The sequence below is a fragment of the Citrobacter sp. wls714 genome, from assembly GCF_005281025.1.
Classification (GTDB): domain Bacteria; phylum Pseudomonadota; class Gammaproteobacteria; order Enterobacterales; family Enterobacteriaceae; genus Citrobacter; species Citrobacter werkmanii.
Map to the genome: position 1 here is coordinate 42849 of NZ_SZWZ01000105.1, position 17856 is coordinate 60704.

The 17856-nt window shown below is 52.8% G+C and carries 17 protein-coding genes, 1 tRNA gene and 1 pseudogene; 15 read left to right on the forward strand and 4 right to left on the reverse strand.

The genetic code is table 11. The features are described 5' to 3' along the window. Positions 1-210 precede the first annotated feature (210 nt). From ttdA to ureG, 10 genes are all read left to right on the forward strand, one after another. The gene (gene ttdA, locus FDX11_RS23300) at positions 211-1119 is read left to right on the forward strand and encodes a L(+)-tartrate dehydratase subunit alpha (protein WP_038633966.1); all 909 of its coding nucleotides are present in this window, start codon (positions 211-213) and stop codon (positions 1117-1119) included. Next, positions 1116-1721, forward strand: a complete 606-nt coding sequence (gene ttdB, locus FDX11_RS23305) for a L(+)-tartrate dehydratase subunit beta (RefSeq protein WP_006688017.1) — start codon at positions 1116-1118, stop codon at positions 1719-1721. Before ttdA ends, ttdB begins: the two co-directional genes overlap by 4 nt. Before the next feature lie 48 nt (positions 1722-1769). Beyond that, positions 1770-3233: an anion permease gene (locus FDX11_RS23310; RefSeq protein WP_137398600.1), complete on the forward strand. Its 1464-nt coding sequence runs from the start codon at positions 1770-1772 to the stop codon at positions 3231-3233. A 123-nt stretch (positions 3234-3356) separates the two neighbouring features. Continuing rightward, positions 3357-4181, forward strand: coding sequence for an urease accessory protein UreD (locus FDX11_RS23315; protein ID WP_212734574.1), 825 nt, complete (start codon positions 3357-3359; stop codon positions 4179-4181). Positions 4182-4191: 10 nt separating this feature from the next. Beyond that, complete coding sequence (locus FDX11_RS23320) at positions 4192-4494, forward strand: urease subunit gamma (protein ID WP_137398602.1); 303 nt, start codon at positions 4192-4194, stop codon at positions 4492-4494. Positions 4495-4503: 9 nt separating this feature from the next. Next, on the forward strand, positions 4504-4824 hold the full coding sequence (locus FDX11_RS23325) for an urease subunit beta (RefSeq protein WP_038633976.1): 321 nt from the start codon (positions 4504-4506) through the stop codon (positions 4822-4824). Further along, positions 4817-6520 (forward strand): urease subunit alpha, encoded by a 1704-nt coding sequence (gene ureC, locus FDX11_RS23330; protein ID WP_137349752.1) that lies wholly within the window; start codon positions 4817-4819, stop codon positions 6518-6520. Before FDX11_RS23325 ends, ureC begins: the two co-directional genes overlap by 8 nt. A gap of 9 nt (positions 6521-6529) precedes the next feature. Continuing rightward, positions 6530-6988 (forward strand): urease accessory protein UreE, encoded by a 459-nt coding sequence (ureE, locus tag FDX11_RS23335; RefSeq protein WP_061382465.1) that lies wholly within the window; start codon positions 6530-6532, stop codon positions 6986-6988. After that, positions 6988-7659: an urease accessory protein UreF gene (locus FDX11_RS23340; RefSeq protein WP_137398603.1), complete on the forward strand. Its 672-nt coding sequence runs from the start codon at positions 6988-6990 to the stop codon at positions 7657-7659. Before ureE ends, FDX11_RS23340 begins: the two co-directional genes overlap by 1 nt. 9 nt (positions 7660-7668) lie before the next feature. Then, positions 7669-8286, forward strand: a complete 618-nt coding sequence (gene ureG / locus FDX11_RS23345; RefSeq protein ID WP_137398604.1) for an urease accessory protein UreG — start codon at positions 7669-7671, stop codon at positions 8284-8286. Positions 8287-8373: 87 nt separating this feature from the next. Here ureG and tsaD read toward each other — a convergent pair whose 3' ends face one another. Then, positions 8374-9387, reverse strand: coding sequence for a tRNA (adenosine(37)-N6)-threonylcarbamoyltransferase complex transferase subunit TsaD (tsaD, locus tag FDX11_RS23350; RefSeq protein ID WP_042311072.1), 1014 nt, complete (start codon positions 9385-9387; stop codon positions 8374-8376). Positions 9388-9623: 236 nt separating this feature from the next. On the opposite strand from tsaD, the gene rpsU reads away from it, so the two are divergent. The 3 genes from rpsU (at position 9624) to rpoD (ending at position 13832) form a co-directional block, all read left to right on the forward strand. Beyond that, entirely contained in the window at positions 9624-9839 is a 216-nt protein-coding gene (gene rpsU, locus FDX11_RS23355) for a 30S ribosomal protein S21 (RefSeq protein ID WP_001144069.1), read from the forward strand. 238 nt (positions 9840-10077) lie between these two features. Beyond that, a complete protein-coding gene (gene dnaG, locus FDX11_RS23360) occupies positions 10078-11823 on the forward strand; it encodes a DNA primase (protein ID WP_137398605.1) in 1746 nt (581 codons plus the stop codon). Between the two features lie 164 nt (positions 11824-11987). Beyond that, entirely contained in the window at positions 11988-13832 is a 1845-nt protein-coding gene (gene rpoD / locus FDX11_RS23365; RefSeq protein WP_038634001.1) for an RNA polymerase sigma factor RpoD, read from the forward strand. Positions 13833-13877: 45 nt separating this feature from the next. Here the strand turns inward: rpoD and mug are convergent, their stop codons facing one another. Beyond that, a complete protein-coding gene (gene mug / locus FDX11_RS23370) occupies positions 13878-14384 on the reverse strand; it encodes a G/U mismatch-specific DNA glycosylase (protein WP_069324359.1) in 507 nt (168 codons plus the stop codon). Between the two features lie 124 nt (positions 14385-14508). Between mug and FDX11_RS23375 the strand changes: the two genes are divergently transcribed. Both FDX11_RS23375 and FDX11_RS23380 read left to right on the forward strand, forming a co-directional pair. Beyond that, positions 14509-14584, forward strand: a tRNA-Ile gene (locus tag FDX11_RS23375). A gap of 216 nt (positions 14585-14800) precedes the next feature. Then, complete coding sequence (locus FDX11_RS23380; RefSeq protein ID WP_137398606.1) at positions 14801-15982, forward strand: acyltransferase; 1182 nt, start codon at positions 14801-14803, stop codon at positions 15980-15982. A gap of 41 nt (positions 15983-16023) precedes the next feature. On the opposite strand, the gene FDX11_RS23385 is transcribed toward FDX11_RS23380, so the two are convergent. After that, positions 16024-16389, reverse strand: coding sequence for a tail fiber assembly protein (locus FDX11_RS23385; protein WP_137398607.1), 366 nt, complete (start codon positions 16387-16389; stop codon positions 16024-16026). Between the two features lie 2 nt (positions 16390-16391). Next, positions 16392-17682, reverse strand: a pseudogene (locus FDX11_RS23390) (phage tail protein). Positions 17683-17856 lie beyond the last annotated feature (174 nt).

A 17856-nucleotide genomic window follows, 5' to 3' on the forward strand; every position in this document is an offset into this window, starting at 1 on the left:
TCGGTATATCCGTAATGTTGTTAACCGCAGTGTAATTCTCTCACGCGTATTAAACCCTGCCTTTGCGCAATTTTTATTGCCTTATTTGGACATCATTCACGAACTGTTAATTGGATATTCACAGTGGCAAATAATATAAACCCCTATTTTTAGTGGTAGTTTGTGGCGGAGAATTTATTTCCAGAAAATAAAAGAACTGGAGTTTACAAGATGAGCAATCAAAATAACCAAAATGCGATAAATACGCTGACAAACATTGTCGCGAATTTTACCGCCATGATTTCTACCCGTATGCCCGACGACGTAGTGGATAAATTAAAACAGCTGCGTGAAGGCGAAGACTCGCCGATGGGTAAAATCATCTACCACACCATGTTTGACAACATGCAGAAGGCAATCGATCTGAACCGTCCGGCCTGTCAGGACACCGGCGAGATTATGTTCTTTGTAAAGGTCGGTTCCCGTTTTCCGCTGTTGGGTGAACTGCAAAGCATCCTGAAACAGGCCGTTGAAGACGCCACGGTCAAAGCGCCACTGCGCCATAACGCGGTAGAAATTTTTGACGAAGTGAATACCGGCAAAAATACCGGCACCGGTGTGCCGTGGGTCACCTGGGACATCATTCCTGATAATGATGACGCGGAAATCGAAGTCTACATGGCTGGCGGCGGCTGTACCCTGCCAGGACGCTCGAAAGTGTTAATGCCTTCAGAAGGCTACGAAGGCGTAGTGAAATTTGTCTTCGAAAATATCTCCACATTGGCCGTTAACGCCTGCCCGCCGGTGCTGGTGGGCGTAGGCATTGCCACCTCAGTAGAAACTGCCGCAGTACTCTCCCGTAAAGCGGTGCTGCGTCCTATCGGCTCACGTCATCCCAACCCCAAAGCGGCCGAACTGGAACTGCGTCTTGAAGAAGGACTTAACCGCCTGGGTATTGGTCCGCAAGGGTTGACCGGCAATAGCTCCGTGATGGGCGTGCATATCGAATCCGCCGCGCGCCATCCGTCGACTATCGGCGTTGCTGTTTCCACCGGCTGCTGGGCGCACCGTCGCGGCACGCTGCTGGTTCATGCTGATCTCTCCTTCGAAAATCTGTCTCACACCCGGAGCGCGTTATGAAAAAGATCCTCACAACCCCGATTAAAGCCGAAGATCTGGAAGATATTCGCGTTGGCGATGTCATTTACCTGAGCGGTACGCTGGTGACCTGCCGCGACGTGTGCCACCGTCGCCTGATCGAACTGAAGCGCCCAATTCCTTATGACCTGAACGGCAAGGCTATTTTCCACGCAGGCCCAATCGTGCGTAAGAACGGTGATAAATGGGAAATGGTCTCCGTCGGTCCAACCACCAGTATGCGTATGGAAGCCTTTGAGAAAGAGTTTATCGAGCAGACGGGCGTCAAACTGGTGGTCGGTAAAGGTGGTATGGGACCGTTGACAGAAGAAGGCTGCAAGCAGTTCAAAGCGCTGCACGTCATCTTCCCGGCAGGTTGCGCCGTACTGGCGGCTACTCAGGTTGAAGAGATTGAAGAAGTGCACTGGACGGAGCTGGGCATGCCGGAATCCCTGTGGGTGTGTCGGGTCAAAGAGTTCGGCCCGTTGATTGTGTCCATCGACACCCACGGCAACAACCTGATCGCCGAAAACAAAAAGCTGTTTGCTGAACGCCGCGATCCCATCGTGGAAGAGATCTGCGAGCACGTGCATTACATCAAATAATCCTTCCGGAGAGGCGCAGAGCCTCTCCCCATTCGCAGGGATATCACAATGGCACCTTTAGCTGGTTGGTGGCGATACCTGGCTCCGCTGGTGGTCATCGCCATTATTGCTGTTTTACCCGTTCCCACCGGTCTTGAGAGCCACACCTGGCTCTATTTTGCCGTCTTTACCGGTGTGATTGTGGGGCTCATTCTGGAACCTGTACCCGGCGCGGTAGTGGCGATGATTGGTATTTCGATCATCGCCGTGCTTTCACCGTGGATCCTGTTCAGCCCGGAACAGCTCGCGCAGGACGGTTTTAAATTTACCGCCAAATCACTGTCGTGGGCTGTGTCTGGCTTTTCTAACTCGGTTATCTGGCTGATTTTCGCGGCCTTTATGTTTGGTACCGGCTATGAGAAAACCGGCCTCGGTCGGCGTATCGCGCTAATGTTAGTAAAAAAGATGGGGCACCGGACGTTATTCCTCGGCTACGCGGTGATGTTCTCTGAGCTGATCCTCGCCCCCGTTACGCCTTCCAACTCCGCGCGCGGGGCCGGAATAATCTACCCGATTATCCGCAACCTGCCGCCGCTGTATAACTCCCAGCCCAATGACGCCAGTTCACGTTCTATTGGCTCCTACATCATGTGGATGGGCATTGTCGCCGACTGCGTCACCAGCGCGATTTTCTTAACGGCGATGGCGCCGAACCTGCTGCTGATCGGCCTGATGAAAGGCGCATCTCATACGGCGCTCAGTTGGGGCGACTGGTTCTTGGGTATGCTGCCGCTGAGCATTTTACTGGTGCTGATCGTGCCCTGGCTGGCGTATGTGTTGTACCCGCCAGTGCTGAAATCCGGCGATCAGGTGCCTCGCTGGGCGGATACAGAGTTAAAAGCGATGGGACCGCTCTGCGCACGTGAGAAAAAGATGCTGGGGCTGATGGTCGGCGCGCTGGTGTTGTGGATCTTCGGTGGCGATTATATTGACGCCGCGATGGTCGGTTACAGCGTGGTGGCATTGATGTTGGTGCTGCGCATCATTAGTTGGGATGACATCGTCAGTAATAAAGCCGCATGGAACGTCTTTTTCTGGCTGGCCTCGTTAATAACCCTGGCGACCGGGCTGAATAACACCGGTTTTATTACCTGGTTCGGCAAGCTGCTGGCAAACGGGCTGAGCGATTATTCACCGATCATGGTGATGGTGGCGCTTATCGTGGTCTTTTATTTACTGCGCTACTTCTTTGCCAGCGCCACAGCGTATACCTCCGCCCTCGCACCGATGATGATCGCCGCCGCGCTGGCGATGCCGGAAATCCCGTTGCCGGTCTTCTGCCTGATGGTCGGTGCCGCTATTGGCCTGGGCAGTATTCTGACTCCCTACGCCACCGGCCCAAGCCCTATCTACTACGGCAGCGGCTATTTGCCAACGGTCGATTACTGGCGGCTGGGCGCTATTTTTGGCCTGATTTTCCTCGTGCTACTGGTGATCACCGGTCTGGTCTGGATGCCCCTCGTTTTACTGTAAAACCCCATTGGGGCGACCTCTTGTCGCCCCTTTATCCATAAGCTTCTCATATGATCGATTTCCCGATGCGCTGAGGCATACTTTTTTGTATGCAAACACCCTCTTGCTGATAAGGGAAACGCTCTGGACACGCTGGCGCACGAGACACTCACACGAGGCTGGCAGGCCGAACTGGATCTGCACTTTACCCGCACCGGACACAAAACGGTGCTCGCCTCGGCGCGTCACTATGGACCTTTGACGGTTCAACGTCCGTTTTATCCCGAAGAAGAGGTATGTCACCTCTATTTGCTTCATCCACCTGGCGGGATCGTCGGCGGGGATGAGCTACATATTTCCGTATCACTTGATGAAAACAGCCATGCGTTAATCACTCAGCCCGGCGCGGGAAAATTTTATCGCAGCCGTGGGCCGCAGGCGTTGCTACGCCAGCATTTCACGCTCGCCCCACACGCCACACTGGAGTGGCTGCCGCAGGATACGATCTTCTTTCCCGGCGCTAATGCCACCGTCCAATCCGTATTTCATCTGACGTCCGCAAGCCATTTGCTGGCCTGGGATCTGCTGTGTCTCGGACGCCCTGTCATGCAGGAAACGTTCAGCCACGGCACGCTACAAAACCGTCTGGAAGTGTGGCGGGATGGGCAACCGCTGCTGATAGAGCGTTTGCAGGTGCAGGCAGGGGATCTGCATGGGATCGCACATCATCCCTGGGTCGGTACGTTGCTGTGTTACCCGGCCAGCGAACACATGCTGGAGGGGACGCGCGAGCGGCTTACGCCACTGGGGGATTATGCCGGGGCAACGCTTAACGACTCGCTGCTGACAATTCGATTTCTGGCGAACGACAACCTGATTGTTCAGCGCGTTATGCGTGACATCTGGCAATTTCTGCGCCCGCTAATGACACACAAAGCGCCCATGCTACCGCGAATCTGGCAAACCTAAGAGGCCCATTATGGAACTGACCCCCAGAGAAAAAGACAAGCTGTTGCTGTTTACCGCCGCGCTGGTGGCAGAACGTCGCCTGGCCCGCGGGCTGAAGCTGAATTACCCGGAATCAGTGGCGCTGATTAGCGCTTTCATTATGGAAGGGGCGCGCGACGGGCAAACCGTGGCCGCGCTGATGGAAAACGGGCGTCACGTGCTGCGCCGCGATCAGGTGATGGAAGGCGTACCAGAGATGATCCCGGATATTCAGGTTGAAGCCACATTCCCGGACGGTTCGAAACTGGTCACCGTCCACAACCCGATCGTCTAAGGAGCGGCAATGATCCCAGGTGAGTATCAGATCTCAGCAGGCAACATTGCGATCAATCAGGGGCGCGAAACCTGCACGATCGTAGTGGAAAATCACGGCGACAGACCCATCCAGGTGGGATCGCACTATCACTTTTACGAGGTGAACCCGGCGCTGCGCTTTGACAGGGCGGCTACGCGGGGCTTCCGTCTGAACATTGCCGCAGGTACAGCGGTACGTTTTGAACCGGGGCAAAAGCGCGAAGTCGAACTGGTGCGCGTCGCTGGCGCACAAAGGATGGTTGGTTTTCGCAGTGAAGTGATGGGCGCGCTGGAGGCAGATAATGAGTAACATTTCCCGCCAGGCGTACGCCGACATGTTTGGCCCAACCACCGGCGATAAAGTGCGCCTGGCGGATACTGATCTGTGGATCGAGGTGGAAAAAGACTTCACCACCTACGGCGAAGAGGTCAAATTCGGCGGCGGAAAAGTGATCCGCGACGGTATGGGCCAGGGACAAATGCGCGCCCAGGCGTGTGTGGATCTGGTGATAACCAACGCGCTGATCGTTGATCACTGGGGGATCGTCAAAGCGGATATCGGCATCAAAGACGGCAGGATCTTCGCCATCGGCAAAGCGGGTAATCCCGATATTCAGCCCGACGTCACGATCCCGATAGGCGTAGGAACAGAAGTCATCGCCGGAGAAGGCAAGATCGTCACCGCGGGCGGCGTGGATACGCATATTCACTGGATCTGCCCGCAGCAGGCGCAAGAAGCGCTGGTTTCCGGCGTGACGACGATGATCGGCGGTGGTACGGGTCCGGCCGCAGGCACTAACGCCACCACCTGCACGCCGGGCCCGTGGTACATCGCCCGCATGCTGCAGGCAGCAGACACGTTGCCGGTTAACATCGGTTTGCTGGGCAAAGGCAATGGTTCAAACCCTGACGCCCTGCGCGAGCAAATCAGCGCCGGCGCCATTGGCCTGAAGATCCATGAAGACTGGGGCGCCACGCCTGCCGCAATCGACTGCGCGCTGACCGTGGCCGACGAGATGGACATCCAGGTGGCGCTGCATAGCGATACGCTCAATGAGTCCGGGTTTGTTGAGGATACGCTGGCGGCGATTGGCAATCGCACCATTCATACCTTCCATACCGAAGGCGCAGGCGGCGGCCATGCGCCGGATATTATCACCGCCTGCGCACATCCGAATATTTTGCCCTCCTCCACCAACCCGACGCTGCCTTATACCGTCAACACCATCGATGAACATCTCGACATGCTGATGGTCTGCCACCATCTCGATCCGGATATCGCTGAAGACGTGGCCTTCGCCGAATCGCGCATTCGCCGGGAAACGATCGCTGCCGAGGATGTGCTGCATGACATTGGCGCGTTTTCCCTGACCTCGTCCGATTCACAGGCGATGGGGCGCGTGGGCGAAGTGATCCTGCGCACCTGGCAGGTGGCGCACCGCATGAAGGTTCAGCGTGGCTCGCTGGCGGAAGAAACGGGCGACAATGACAACCTGCGCGTTAAACGCTACATCGCCAAGTACACCATCAATCCGGCATTGACCCACGGTATCGCCCACGAAGTCGGCTCCGTTGAGCCAGGCAAACTGGCCGATCTGGTGCTGTGGTCGCCGGCCTTTTTTGGCGTAAAACCGGCGACCATCGTGAAGGGCGGGATGATCGCCTGCGCGCCGATGGGCGACATCAACGCCTCAATCCCCACCCCGCAACCGGTGCATTACCGCATGATGTTCGGCGCGCTTGGCGCAGCGCGGCATCACACCCGTCTGACCTTTATTTCACAGGCTGCCGACGCGCAAAACGTCCCGCAGCAACTTAATTTGCAAAGCGCTATCGCCGTCGTCAAAGGCTGCCGGACGGTAAAAAAGGCTGACATGATCCACAACGGTCTACAGCCCAATATCACCGTCGATGCTCAGACCTACGAGGTACGCATTGATGGTGAACTGATTACCAGCGACCCGGCAGACGTTTTGCCGATGGCGCAACGCTATTTCCTGTTTTAAGGAGTGAGGATGATCTACCTGACCCAACGCCTTGACCACGCCCACCGCGTCACCGCAAGCGTCACGCTACCCATTGATGTTCGAGTAAAAAGCCGCGCCAGAGTGGCGCTGAGCGATGGCCGCGAAGCCGGCTTAATGCTACCGCGCGGTTTACTGTTACGCGGCGGCGATCTGCTGACTACCGACGATGGTCGCGAGGTGATCGAAGTGATCGCCGCGCCGGAGTCGGTTTCCGTCGTGCGCTGCGCTGACCCTTTCCTGCTCGCCAAAGCCTGTTACCACCTTGGTAATCGCCACGTACCGTTGCAGATCCTGCCCGATGAGCTGCGCTACCACCACGATCATGTGCTGGACGATATGCTGCGCCAGTTCAACCTCGATGTGGCGTTTGCCCAGTTGCCGTTTGAGCCGGAAGCGGGTGCCTATGCGAGCGAGTCACACGGGCATCATCACGGCCATGCACACTGATGCATAGCACCCAACAGCTGCGCCTGATGCAGCTCGCCAGCAGCAGTCTCCCGGTAGGATCGTTTACCTGGTCTCAGGGGCTGGAGTGGGCGGTAGAAATCGGCTGGGTGAAAAGCGTCGATGACTTCTCTGGCTGGCAAATCCAGCAGATGGAGCACAACTTTTTTACCGTTGACCTACCGTTGCTGGCGAGATTGTATCGCGCCTGTGAGCAGGACGATCTCGCCGCCGCGCGCCGCTGGACCGCTTACCTGCTGGCCTGCCGGGAAACCCGCGAACTGCGGGATGAAGAACGCAGCCGGGGCCTCGCCTTTACGCGGCTGGTCACCGACTGGGAACCAGACTGTTCCCAGGATTGGCGCACGCTCTTTGCCGATAGCCAGCTGTGCGGTATGGCCTGGCTGGGCGTACGCTGGAAAATCCCCCTGACGAATCTGGCGTTAAGCCTCGGCTACAGCTGGATTGAGAGCGCCGTGATGGCAGGCGTCAAACTGGTTCCCTTTGGCCAGCAGGCGGCTCAGCGATTGATTATTTCGCTTAGCGATCGTTATGCGCAAGGTCTGGCACAAGCGCTGGCGTGTCCTGACGCCTGCCTCGGATCCGCAACGCCGTTAGCCGCCATCGCGTCTGCCCGGCATGAAACCCAATATTCCCGCTTATTCCGTTCCTGAGGAGAAAAAATGAGTGATTACAAGCATCCCCTGCGCGTGGGCGTTGGCGGCCCGGTTGGCTCCGGCAAAACGGCGCTGCTGGAAGCGTTATGCAAAGCCATGCGCAGCAGCTATCAACTGGCGGTCGTGACTAACGATATCTACACCAAAGAAGATCAGCGCATTCTCACCGAGGCTGGCGCACTGGAACCGGACAGAATCGTTGGTGTGGAAACTGGCGGTTGTCCGCATACCGCCATCCGCGAAGATGCGTCGATGAATCTGGCCGCGGTAGAAGCGCTGAGCGAGAAATTCGGCAACCTGGATCTGATTTTTGTGGAAAGCGGCGGCGATAACCTGAGCGCCACCTTTAGCCCTGAATTAGCGGATCTGACGATCTATGTGATCGACGTTGCCGAAGGCGAGAAGATCCCGCGTAAAGGCGGGCCAGGGATCACCAAATCCGATTTTCTGGTGATCAACAAAACCGATCTGGCCCCTTACGTGGGCGCTTCGCTGGAGGTGATGGAACGCGATACCCTGCGCATGCGCGGCGAGCGTCCGTGGACGTTTACTAACCTGAAGGCGGGCGAAGGTCTGGCGACGATTATTGCGTTTCTGGAAGAGAAAGGAATGTTGCGGGTGTAGCGTAGTTTATCGCCGGGAGGCGGCTTCGCCTGACCCGGCCTACGGTTTTGTTGGCCCGGTAAGTAAAGCCACCACCGGGCAAAAAACTCACGCCGCCGGTAATTCCGCCAGCGGCCAGCGTGGACGTACGGTCACGCCAAGATCCGCCGTTGCGCCCGCTTTAAAACGCACCATACCCGCATAGGCGATCATCGCCCCGTTGTCGGTACAAAATTCCGGGCGTGCATAGAACACTTCGCCGCGGCGTTTTTGCATCATTTCGGCAAGCTTCGCGCGCAGCGTGCGGTTAGCGCTCACGCCCCCCGCCATCACCAGACGTTTAAAACCGGTGTGATCCAGCGCGCGTTTGCACTTGATCATCAGCGTATCAACCACCGCATCTTCAAACGCTCGGGCAATATCTGCACGCGTTTGATCGTCATTTTCGTTATTACGAATCGTATTCGCGGCGAAGGTTTTCAGGCCGGAGAAGCTGAAATCCAGTCCCGGACGGTCGGTCATCGGACGCGGGAAGACAAAGCGTTTTTCCACACCCTGTGACGCCAGCTTAGACAGCATTGGGCCGCCAGGATAATCCAGCCCCAGCAGCTTGGCGGTTTTGTCGAACGCTTCACCTGCCGCATCATCAATCGATTCGCCCAGTAATTCATACTGACCGATACCGGTGACGCTGATCAATTGCGTGTGCCCGCCGGAAACCAGTAGCGCGACGAACGGAAAAGCAGGAGGATTCTCTTCCAGCATCGGCGCCAGCAGATGCCCTTCCATATGGTGCACAGGAATTGCCGGCACGTCCCAGGCGAACGCCAGTGAACGTCCTACGGTTGCACCGACCAGCAGCGCGCCAACCAGACCCGGACCTGCGGTGTACGCCACCGCATCGATCTCTTTCGCCGTGAGTCCCGCTTCTTTCAGCGCGGCCTGAATCAACGGTACGGTTTTACGTACGTGATCGCGCGAGGCCAGTTCTGGCACTACGCCGCCGTAGTCAGCGTGTAATTTCACCTGACTATACAATTGGTTGGCTAAAAGACCTTTTTCATCGTCGTAAATGGCGATGCCGGTTTCATCGCAGGATGTTTCAATACCCAGTACACGCATGACTTGTTTTACCTCGCTCTATTACCGCGCAGTGTAGGACCAATGCGGGTTGATGTAAAACTTTGTTCGCCCCAGGCGCATGCCTCGTGTATACTCCTTGTCCTTATAAAAGTCCCTTTCAAAATCGCGTGGGTGCTTTACAAAGCAGCAGCAATTGCAGTAAAATTCCGCACCATTTTGAAATAAGCTGGCGTTGATGCCAGCGGCAAACCGAATTTATTAAAGGTGAGAGTTACATGCCGGTAATTAAAGTACGTGAAAACGAGCCGTTCGACGTAGCACTGCGTCGCTTCAAGCGTTCATGCGAAAAAGCAGGTGTTCTGGCGGAAGTTCGTCGTCGTGAGTTCTATGAAAAACCGACTACCGAACGTAAGCGCGCTAAAGCTTCTGCTGTGAAACGTCACGCGAAGAAACTGGCTCGCGAAAACGCACGCCGTACTCGTCTGTACTAATCCATTGAGAGCTAAGGCTCTCAATTCAGACTGAGTTGTAGTTGTAAGGCCGTGCTTCCGGAAGGAATGCGCGGCTTATTTTCGTTTATACACGTCATCATTCAAGCTGCCTCAGTGTTGGCTGCAGTCGCTCACCCCAGTCACGTACTTGCTGTACGCTCCTGAGGATTCGCTTCCTTGCCGCCTTGATGCATCCTGAATGATTTTGTGTATATGAGTCATCAAAAAACAGGGGCTTATGGCTGGACGAATTCCTCGCGTTTTTATTAATGACCTGCTGGCAAGAACCGACATCGTCGATCTCATCGACGCGCGGGTAAAGCTGAAAAAGCAGGGCAAAAATTATCACGCGTGCTGTCCGTTCCATAACGAAAAAACCCCCTCTTTCACCGTAAACGGTGAAAAACAGTTTTATCACTGCTTTGGGTGTGGCGCGCATGGCAACGCCGTCGACTTTCTCATGAACTACGACAAGCTCGAGTTTGTGGAAACCGTCGAAGAACTAGCCGCAATGCACAACCTTGAAGTGCCCTATGAAGCAGGCAGTGGCCCCAGTCAGATAGAGCGCCATCAACGGCAAAGCCTTTATCAATTGATGGACGGCCTGAACACTTTTTATCAACAGTCTTTGATGCAGCCCGCCGCTACCCCTGCGCGCCAGTACCTGGAAAAGCGAGGATTAAGTAGCGACGTTATCACCCGTTTTGCTATTGGTTTTGCGCCCCCCGGCTGGGACAACGTCCTGAAACGGTTTGGCGGCAATGCTGAGAATCGCAAATCGTTGGTCGATGCGGGGATGTTGGTCACCAACGATCAGGGACGTAGTTACGATCGCTTTCGCGAACGGGTGATGTTCCCCATCCGCGACAAACGTGGTCGGGTCATTGGTTTTGGTGGACGCGTGCTGGGCGATGCCCTGCCGAAGTATCTGAACTCCCCGGAAACCGATATTTTCCATAAAGGTCGCCAACTGTATGGCCTTTATGAAGCCCAGCAGGATAACGCCGATCCGCAGCGCCTGTTAGTGGTGGAAGGCTATATGGATGTGGTAGCGCTGGCGCAATACGGCATTAACTACGCCGTAGCATCTCTTGGGACGTCAACCACCGCCGATCACATCCAGCTGTTGTTTCGCGCGACGAACAACGTGATTTGCTGCTACGACGGCGACCGTGCCGGACGCGATGCAGCATGGCGCGCGCTGGAAACCGCACTGCCCTATATGACAGACGGCCGCCAGCTACGCTTTATGTTTTTACCTGATGGCGAAGACCCCGATACGTTAGTGCGTAAAGAAGGGAAAGAGGCCTTTGAAGCCCGGATGGAGCAGGCGTTGCCGCTCTCCGCGTTTTTATTTAATAGCCTGTTGCCACAGGTGGATTTGAGTACCCCGGACGGACGCGCACAGCTCAGCACGCTGGCGCTGCCGCTGATCTCTCAGGTGCCGGGCGAAACGTTGCGCATTTACCTGCGACAGGAGTTGGGAAACAAGCTCGGCATTCTGGATGACAGTCAGCTTGAACGTTTAATGCCAAAACTGGCAGAAAATGGCGCTTCCCGCCCTGTTCCACAGCTAAAACGTACGACCATGCGTATACTTATAGGGTTGCTGGTGCAGAATCCGGACCTTGCTCCACTGGTTCCGCCGTTAGGCGCACTGGACAGTAATAAACTGCCTGGACTTGGCTTATTCAGAGAACTGGTCAACACTTGTCTGGCTCAGCCAGGCCTGACCACCGGCCAACTGTTAGAGCACTATCGTGGCACAAATGATGCTGCAACCCTTGAAAAACTGTCGATGTGGGACGATATAGCAGATAAAGATATCGCAGAAAAAACCTTCACCGACTCACTCAACCATATGTTTGATTCGATGCTTGAACTGCGCCAGGAAGAGTTGATAGCTCGTGAGCGCACACACGGTTTAAGCAGCGAAGAACGCCGGGAACTCTGGACGCTGAACCAGGAACTGGCCAAGAAATAGCTGAAAGACAAAAGTATTTAACGGCTTAACTGCCGAATATCGATCGGGAAGCCCCCGACAGCCGCACGGAGAGGCAGCGGCAAAATATAAGTATGCCCTCGTTTTGCCGTTGGCGGTTTTACCGCCCAACACCAATCAAACGAATTAAGTGTGGATACCGTCTTATGGAGCAAAACCCGCAGTCACAGCTGAAGCTTCTTGTCCAACGTGGTAAGGAGCAAGGCTATCTGACCTATGCCGAGGTCAATGACCATCTGCCGGAAGATATCGTCGATTCAGATCAAATCGAAGACATCATCCAAATGATCAATGACATGGGTATTCAGGTGATGGAAGAAGCACCTGATGCCGATGATCTGCTGCTTGCTGAAACCTCCAACAGCACCGATGAAGACGCGGAAGAAGCAGCTGCCCAGGTTCTGTCCAGCGTTGAGTCCGAAATCGGCCGTACAACTGACCCGGTCCGCATGTACATGCGTGAAATGGGTACCGTTGAACTGTTAACCCGTGAAGGCGAAATCGACATCGCTAAGCGCATCGAAGACGGGATTAACCAGGTTCAATGCTCCGTAGCCGAATACCCGGAAGCCATCACCTATCTGCTTGAGCAATACGATCGCGTAGAAGCTGAAGAAGCGCGTCTGTCCGATCTCATCACCGGCTTTGTCGATCCGAACGCGGAAGAAGACATGGCGCCAACGGCGACCCACGTCGGTTCTGAACTCTCTCAAGAAGAGATGGATGAAGATGAAGACGAAGATGAAGAAGATGACGACGACAGCAGCGATGACGACAACAGCATCGACCCTGAATTAGCGCGTGAAAAATTCGCTGAACTGCGTACCCAGTACGAAATCACCCGCGACACGATCAAGGCCAAAGGCCGCAGCCATGCTGCCGCGCAGGAAGAAATTCAGAAGCTGTCTGAAGTGTTCAAACAGTTCCGCCTGGTGCCGAAGCAGTTCGACTACCTGGTAAACAGCATGCGCGTCATGATGGACCGCGTGCGTACTCAGGAACGTCTGATCATGAAGCTCTGCGTTGAGCAGTGCAAAATGCCGAAGAAAAACTTCATCACCCTGTTCACTGGCAACGAAACCAGCGAAACGTGGTTCAACGCGGCCATCGCGATGAACAAACCGTGGTCTGAAAAACTGCACGACGTGGCAGATGACGTTCACCGCGGTCTGCAGAAACTGCAGCAGATTGAAGAAGAAACCGGCCTGACCATTGAGCAGGTTAAAGACATCAACCGTCGCATGTCCATCGGTGAAGCGAAAGCCCGCCGTGCGAAAAAAGAGATGGTTGAAGCGAACTTACGTCTGGTTATCTCTATCGCCAAGAAATACACCAACCGTGGTCTGCAGTTCCTCGATCTGATTCAGGAAGGCAACATCGGTCTGATGAAAGCGGTAGATAAGTTTGAATACCGTCGTGGTTACAAGTTCTCCACCTACGCAACCTGGTGGATCCGTCAGGCGATCACCCGTTCTATCGCGGATCAGGCGCGCACCATCCGTATCCCGGTGCATATGATTGAGACCATCAACAAGCTCAACCGTATCTCCCGTCAGATGCTGCAAGAGATGGGCCGCGAGCCGACGCCGGAAGAGCTGGCTGAACGCATGCTGATGCCGGAAGACAAGATCCGTAAAGTGCTGAAGATCGCCAAAGAGCCTATCTCCATGGAAACGCCGATCGGCGACGATGAAGATTCGCATCTGGGTGATTTCATCGAGGATACCACCCTCGAGCTGCCGCTGGACTCTGCGACCACCGAGAGCCTGCGTGCCGCAACGCACGACGTGCTGGCTGGCCTGACCGCCCGTGAAGCGAAAGTGCTGCGTATGCGTTTCGGTATCGATATGAACACCGACCACACGCTGGAAGAAGTGGGTAAACAGTTCGACGTTACCCGCGAACGTATCCGTCAGATCGAAGCGAAGGCGCTGCGTAAACTGCGCCACCCGAGCCGTTCTGAAGTGTTGCGTAGCTTCCTGGACGATTAATCTCGCCGTATAAGTTCAAACGCCACCGCAAGGTGGCGTTTTTATTTACATCCCGCGCATGACCAGCGCGTCATCCAACTCGCGATACGCCTCCACCAGCTTATCCAGTGTAATCCGGCTCAATCCGCTGGGATTTGGCAATACCCAAATCTGCGTCGCGCCAATGGTCAGCGTCTGCTTTCCCCACTGCGCTCCGCGCTGACTGAAGCCTTGCTCGAACGCCTGCTTGCCAAGGATCGCCAGCGCGGCGGGCTGATAGTCATCAATCTTTTCAATAAGCTTACGGCCACCGCTACGCATCTCCTGTAGCTTCACTTCATTAGCCTGCACCGTCGGTCTGTCGACAAACTTGGTCACGCCACAGCGGAAGTCCAGCAGGTGTTGCGCCTCTTCTGGTTTGAGCTGGCGATCGGTAAATCCCGCCTGATGGATGACCTTCCAGAAGCGATTGGCGGGATGCGCAAAGGGGAACCCCGTACCTGCGGAAGATAGCCCCGGATTGATGCCGCAAAACACCACCCGCAGCCCCGGTGCCAGTATGTCCTTAACCATAATTACTCCGAACAATACGTCAGAGTAACAGTATAACGGACTGAAAATACATTGTTTATAAAATCAGCATCCGTACGCTTATGGCTGGATTGCGACGCGGAGTTACTTTATAATCCACCGCCACGGCCCCTTAGCTCAGTGGTTAGAGCAGGCGACTCATAATCGCTTGGTCGCTGGTTCAAGTCCAGCAGGGGCCACCAAACTTTAGCTTTAAAATCATAGAATTAATCCATATTTAACAAGGTAGCTTTTTGTTTTGAATAGTTACTGTCCCCTTTTTGTCCCCTCATTCCAACAATCTCCCCCGCATCCTAAGCCAACGCCATGTCTATTTTTTACATTTTAGTCAGGGCTGGTTATGATGGTATAATGTCCGGAAATTAAACATAATTATCATTCAGGCTAAGGTTCTAAAGATGTCAGGAAAAGTTAAATCGGTTGAGGGTTTAAGAGGATTGGCTTGTCTTGCAGTTCTTCTTTCGCACCTATCTTTAATATTCTATCCGTATTTACATGGGCAAAAACCACAACTAATTAAATCTACCCTAGATAAATTTATAGCTAGCTATCCAATTGGTTTTTTCTATGCTGGCACCTCCGCTGTATTTGTTTTCTTTTGTCTTAGCGGATATATCCTTACATATGCCTGTGCTAAAAATGAAAATGTATTAGAATCATCAACCAAGATGATTCTAGCACGATATATTAGGCTTGTCCTACCCGTTCTCGCATCTGTAATAATCTGTTATACCGTTATAAAATACATACCCAACAACACATCCGGCCTTCCGTGGATCTCATCGTGGGGCCATTCCGTCACAAAAAATGATGGTCTAATGGACGCCATATATAATGGCTTGTTCTCTTCTGTTTTTCTGTCTGACAACAAGTACAATTGGATTATATGGACAATGCAGATAGAGTTATTAGGTTCATATTTACTGCTGTGCGCATTACCTATCATTTGCAAATTAAAACACAGTGGATTGACTTGCCTAACCATTGGCATAATATTTATCTTATGCCAACCAACAAAAACAGGAATCAGCTATGCTTCAGTCTTTTTAGGGGCATCAATTTACTGGGTTAGTGAAATAAAAAACAAATTACTATCTGTGATTTTATTATTAGTCGGACTTTATTTGGCGGGTTTCAAGGAACTGAGTGAATGGTATATTTGGCTCAATGATGTTTTATATACAAATCTTCCCGGCGGGAAAAACAACACGTACTACTTCGTACCTTTACTTTCTGGTTTTATATTGGTTTTGGTTGCAGTCAAAAGCACAGCAATTAAATACGTAGTTGAATGCAATTTTTCCTCCCTATTAGGAAAACTTTCATTTTCGGCATATCTTATTCAAATCCCTACATTCTATATAGTTGTCCCAATACTGAAATCATTCTTCCAAAGATTAAGTAGCAACTATGACTTTATCGCCTTATCATCGATAGTCACATCCTTATTCGTCGTATATTTATTGTCTTTCATATTCTCGAAAGGTATTGACAACAATTGCATTAAACTATCACGAATGCTGTCTGCATATATTATTAACCGTAAACCCTCTGGGTTAAAAGAAATACCATCACAATAACCCCTGATGGTCGCTATAGTTTTTATAGCGACCATTTTACTTTATAGTGACACAGGCCAAACAATGTTTGGCGATGAAGATACATCAAGAACCGAGACAGCATCAATGTAATCTACCCAGAGATTTAACTGATGCATTTCATTTTCTGTTAGCTTACGTTCCATTAATAGCTTAGTTTGCCAAAAACTTATATTTTGTTGCGCCAAAAAGAGTAACCTTCGTCTTTCGTTCTCAGCACTAATAATTTCTTGCCCAATCCCAAGTTGTGGAACTCCTGTAAAATGTTCGAAATCTTCGTCACTAATAGCAATAGCGTCTTCAGGCCACGTCCCCGCATTTTCATAAAGATGCTTTAATGAGACAGGGTAAAAAGAATTTGTTAGAGCACTATAAGCATAACTCCCCATATCTACACCCCCAATGCAATCCAGTGGATAGCTCTGTTTGATAATTGTTGAGAACTTCCGGAAGAATTAAATACCGACGCGGAGAAGCCTGTTTTAGTTAAATCGCCTACTTCAACCATTGAACGATTATTGATATCTACACCATCTTTCCCACCATCTACTGACGCAACGATCTGAATACATCTGCTAGGAAATGGTACTTTAAATGATGGTGTATATTGAGACGCCCTACTATCTCCGCCCCATTGAAGAATAAGTCCCAGGGACTGAGGCGTATCCTTTTGAACTAAAATCGCTTGTAAATGAATTCATATTAGGAATTTGATTCCCCCCGGTGCCAACATTCCTTTTTGAGGCAGCCCCCAAACTAAGATGTTCGATAATCCCATCAGCTGTCTTTCCAGACAAAGTTGTCAGTGTGCTATCAAGTGGTTGCTTTCCTGCCAAGGCGTTTGTCATGGTGGTTGCAAAGTTAGGATCGTTTCCTAACTTTTCAACCAGCTCGTTCAAGGTATCAAGCGCCGCAGGTGATGAGCCAACAAGCGCAGCCAGAGCTGATTTAACAAAAGCAGTGGTGGCAATTTGCGTATTGTTGAGAGTCTGCGCAGCAGTGGGTGCCGTCGGCGTTCCGGTCAGCGCAATAATAGTAGCCTGTACAAAGGCGGTGCTGGCAATCAGGGTGCAATTGTTTCCTGCCGGCGGCGTTGACGTTTTAGGCATGCCTGCCAGAGTCGGACTGTCTTTTGGTGCATACTGCGAATGAGGATCAAAAGCAGCAAGATGCTTTGCCATCAGGTCATCCACATACACCCTAAGCTCCAGCACCTTGTCATCCACATATTTGCGGGTTGCCAGAACCACAGCAGGATCAATTTTCAGGGTGATATTATCGGTGCTGCTGGTAATCAGCACCATACGTACGGTCTGCGTGCGTCCGCTGCCCTCTGCCAGCTTCGGCTTGTAGCTCTCCGGGCAGTTTCCCACAGCAATCAGCGCGCCGGTTTCATCAAACAGGATGATGACTTCATGAATCCACCACCCGCCCTCATTTTCCGGGATCACCTGCTCAGCAATAATCTGGATGCTGTTCTGCGGGTCGATATACAGCATATTCAGCGCTGCGCGGCGCTCCTCAGCAACTAATGCGGTCTGTTGCGCGTTCGGTGTGGGCAGCACACCGCCACCACTACCCACCGCCATATGGGTAATTTTCAACGGGACACCAAGCGCGGCGGCGCTTGCCAGTTTCGCCGCGCCGATATCCGTCAGCAGGGTATAAAATGGTAGCAAAATAGCAGCATACCTAATCACTATGCTGTCATATTCTTCACTGTTCTACGAAACAACTTTATGAAAATTAAGTATATTATTGTTTTTTAATAGTAAAGATAGGGACTCGCAATCGCTTGGTCGCTGGTTCAAGTCCAGCAGGGGCCACCAAACAAAACAAGGACTTACGCTAAAAAC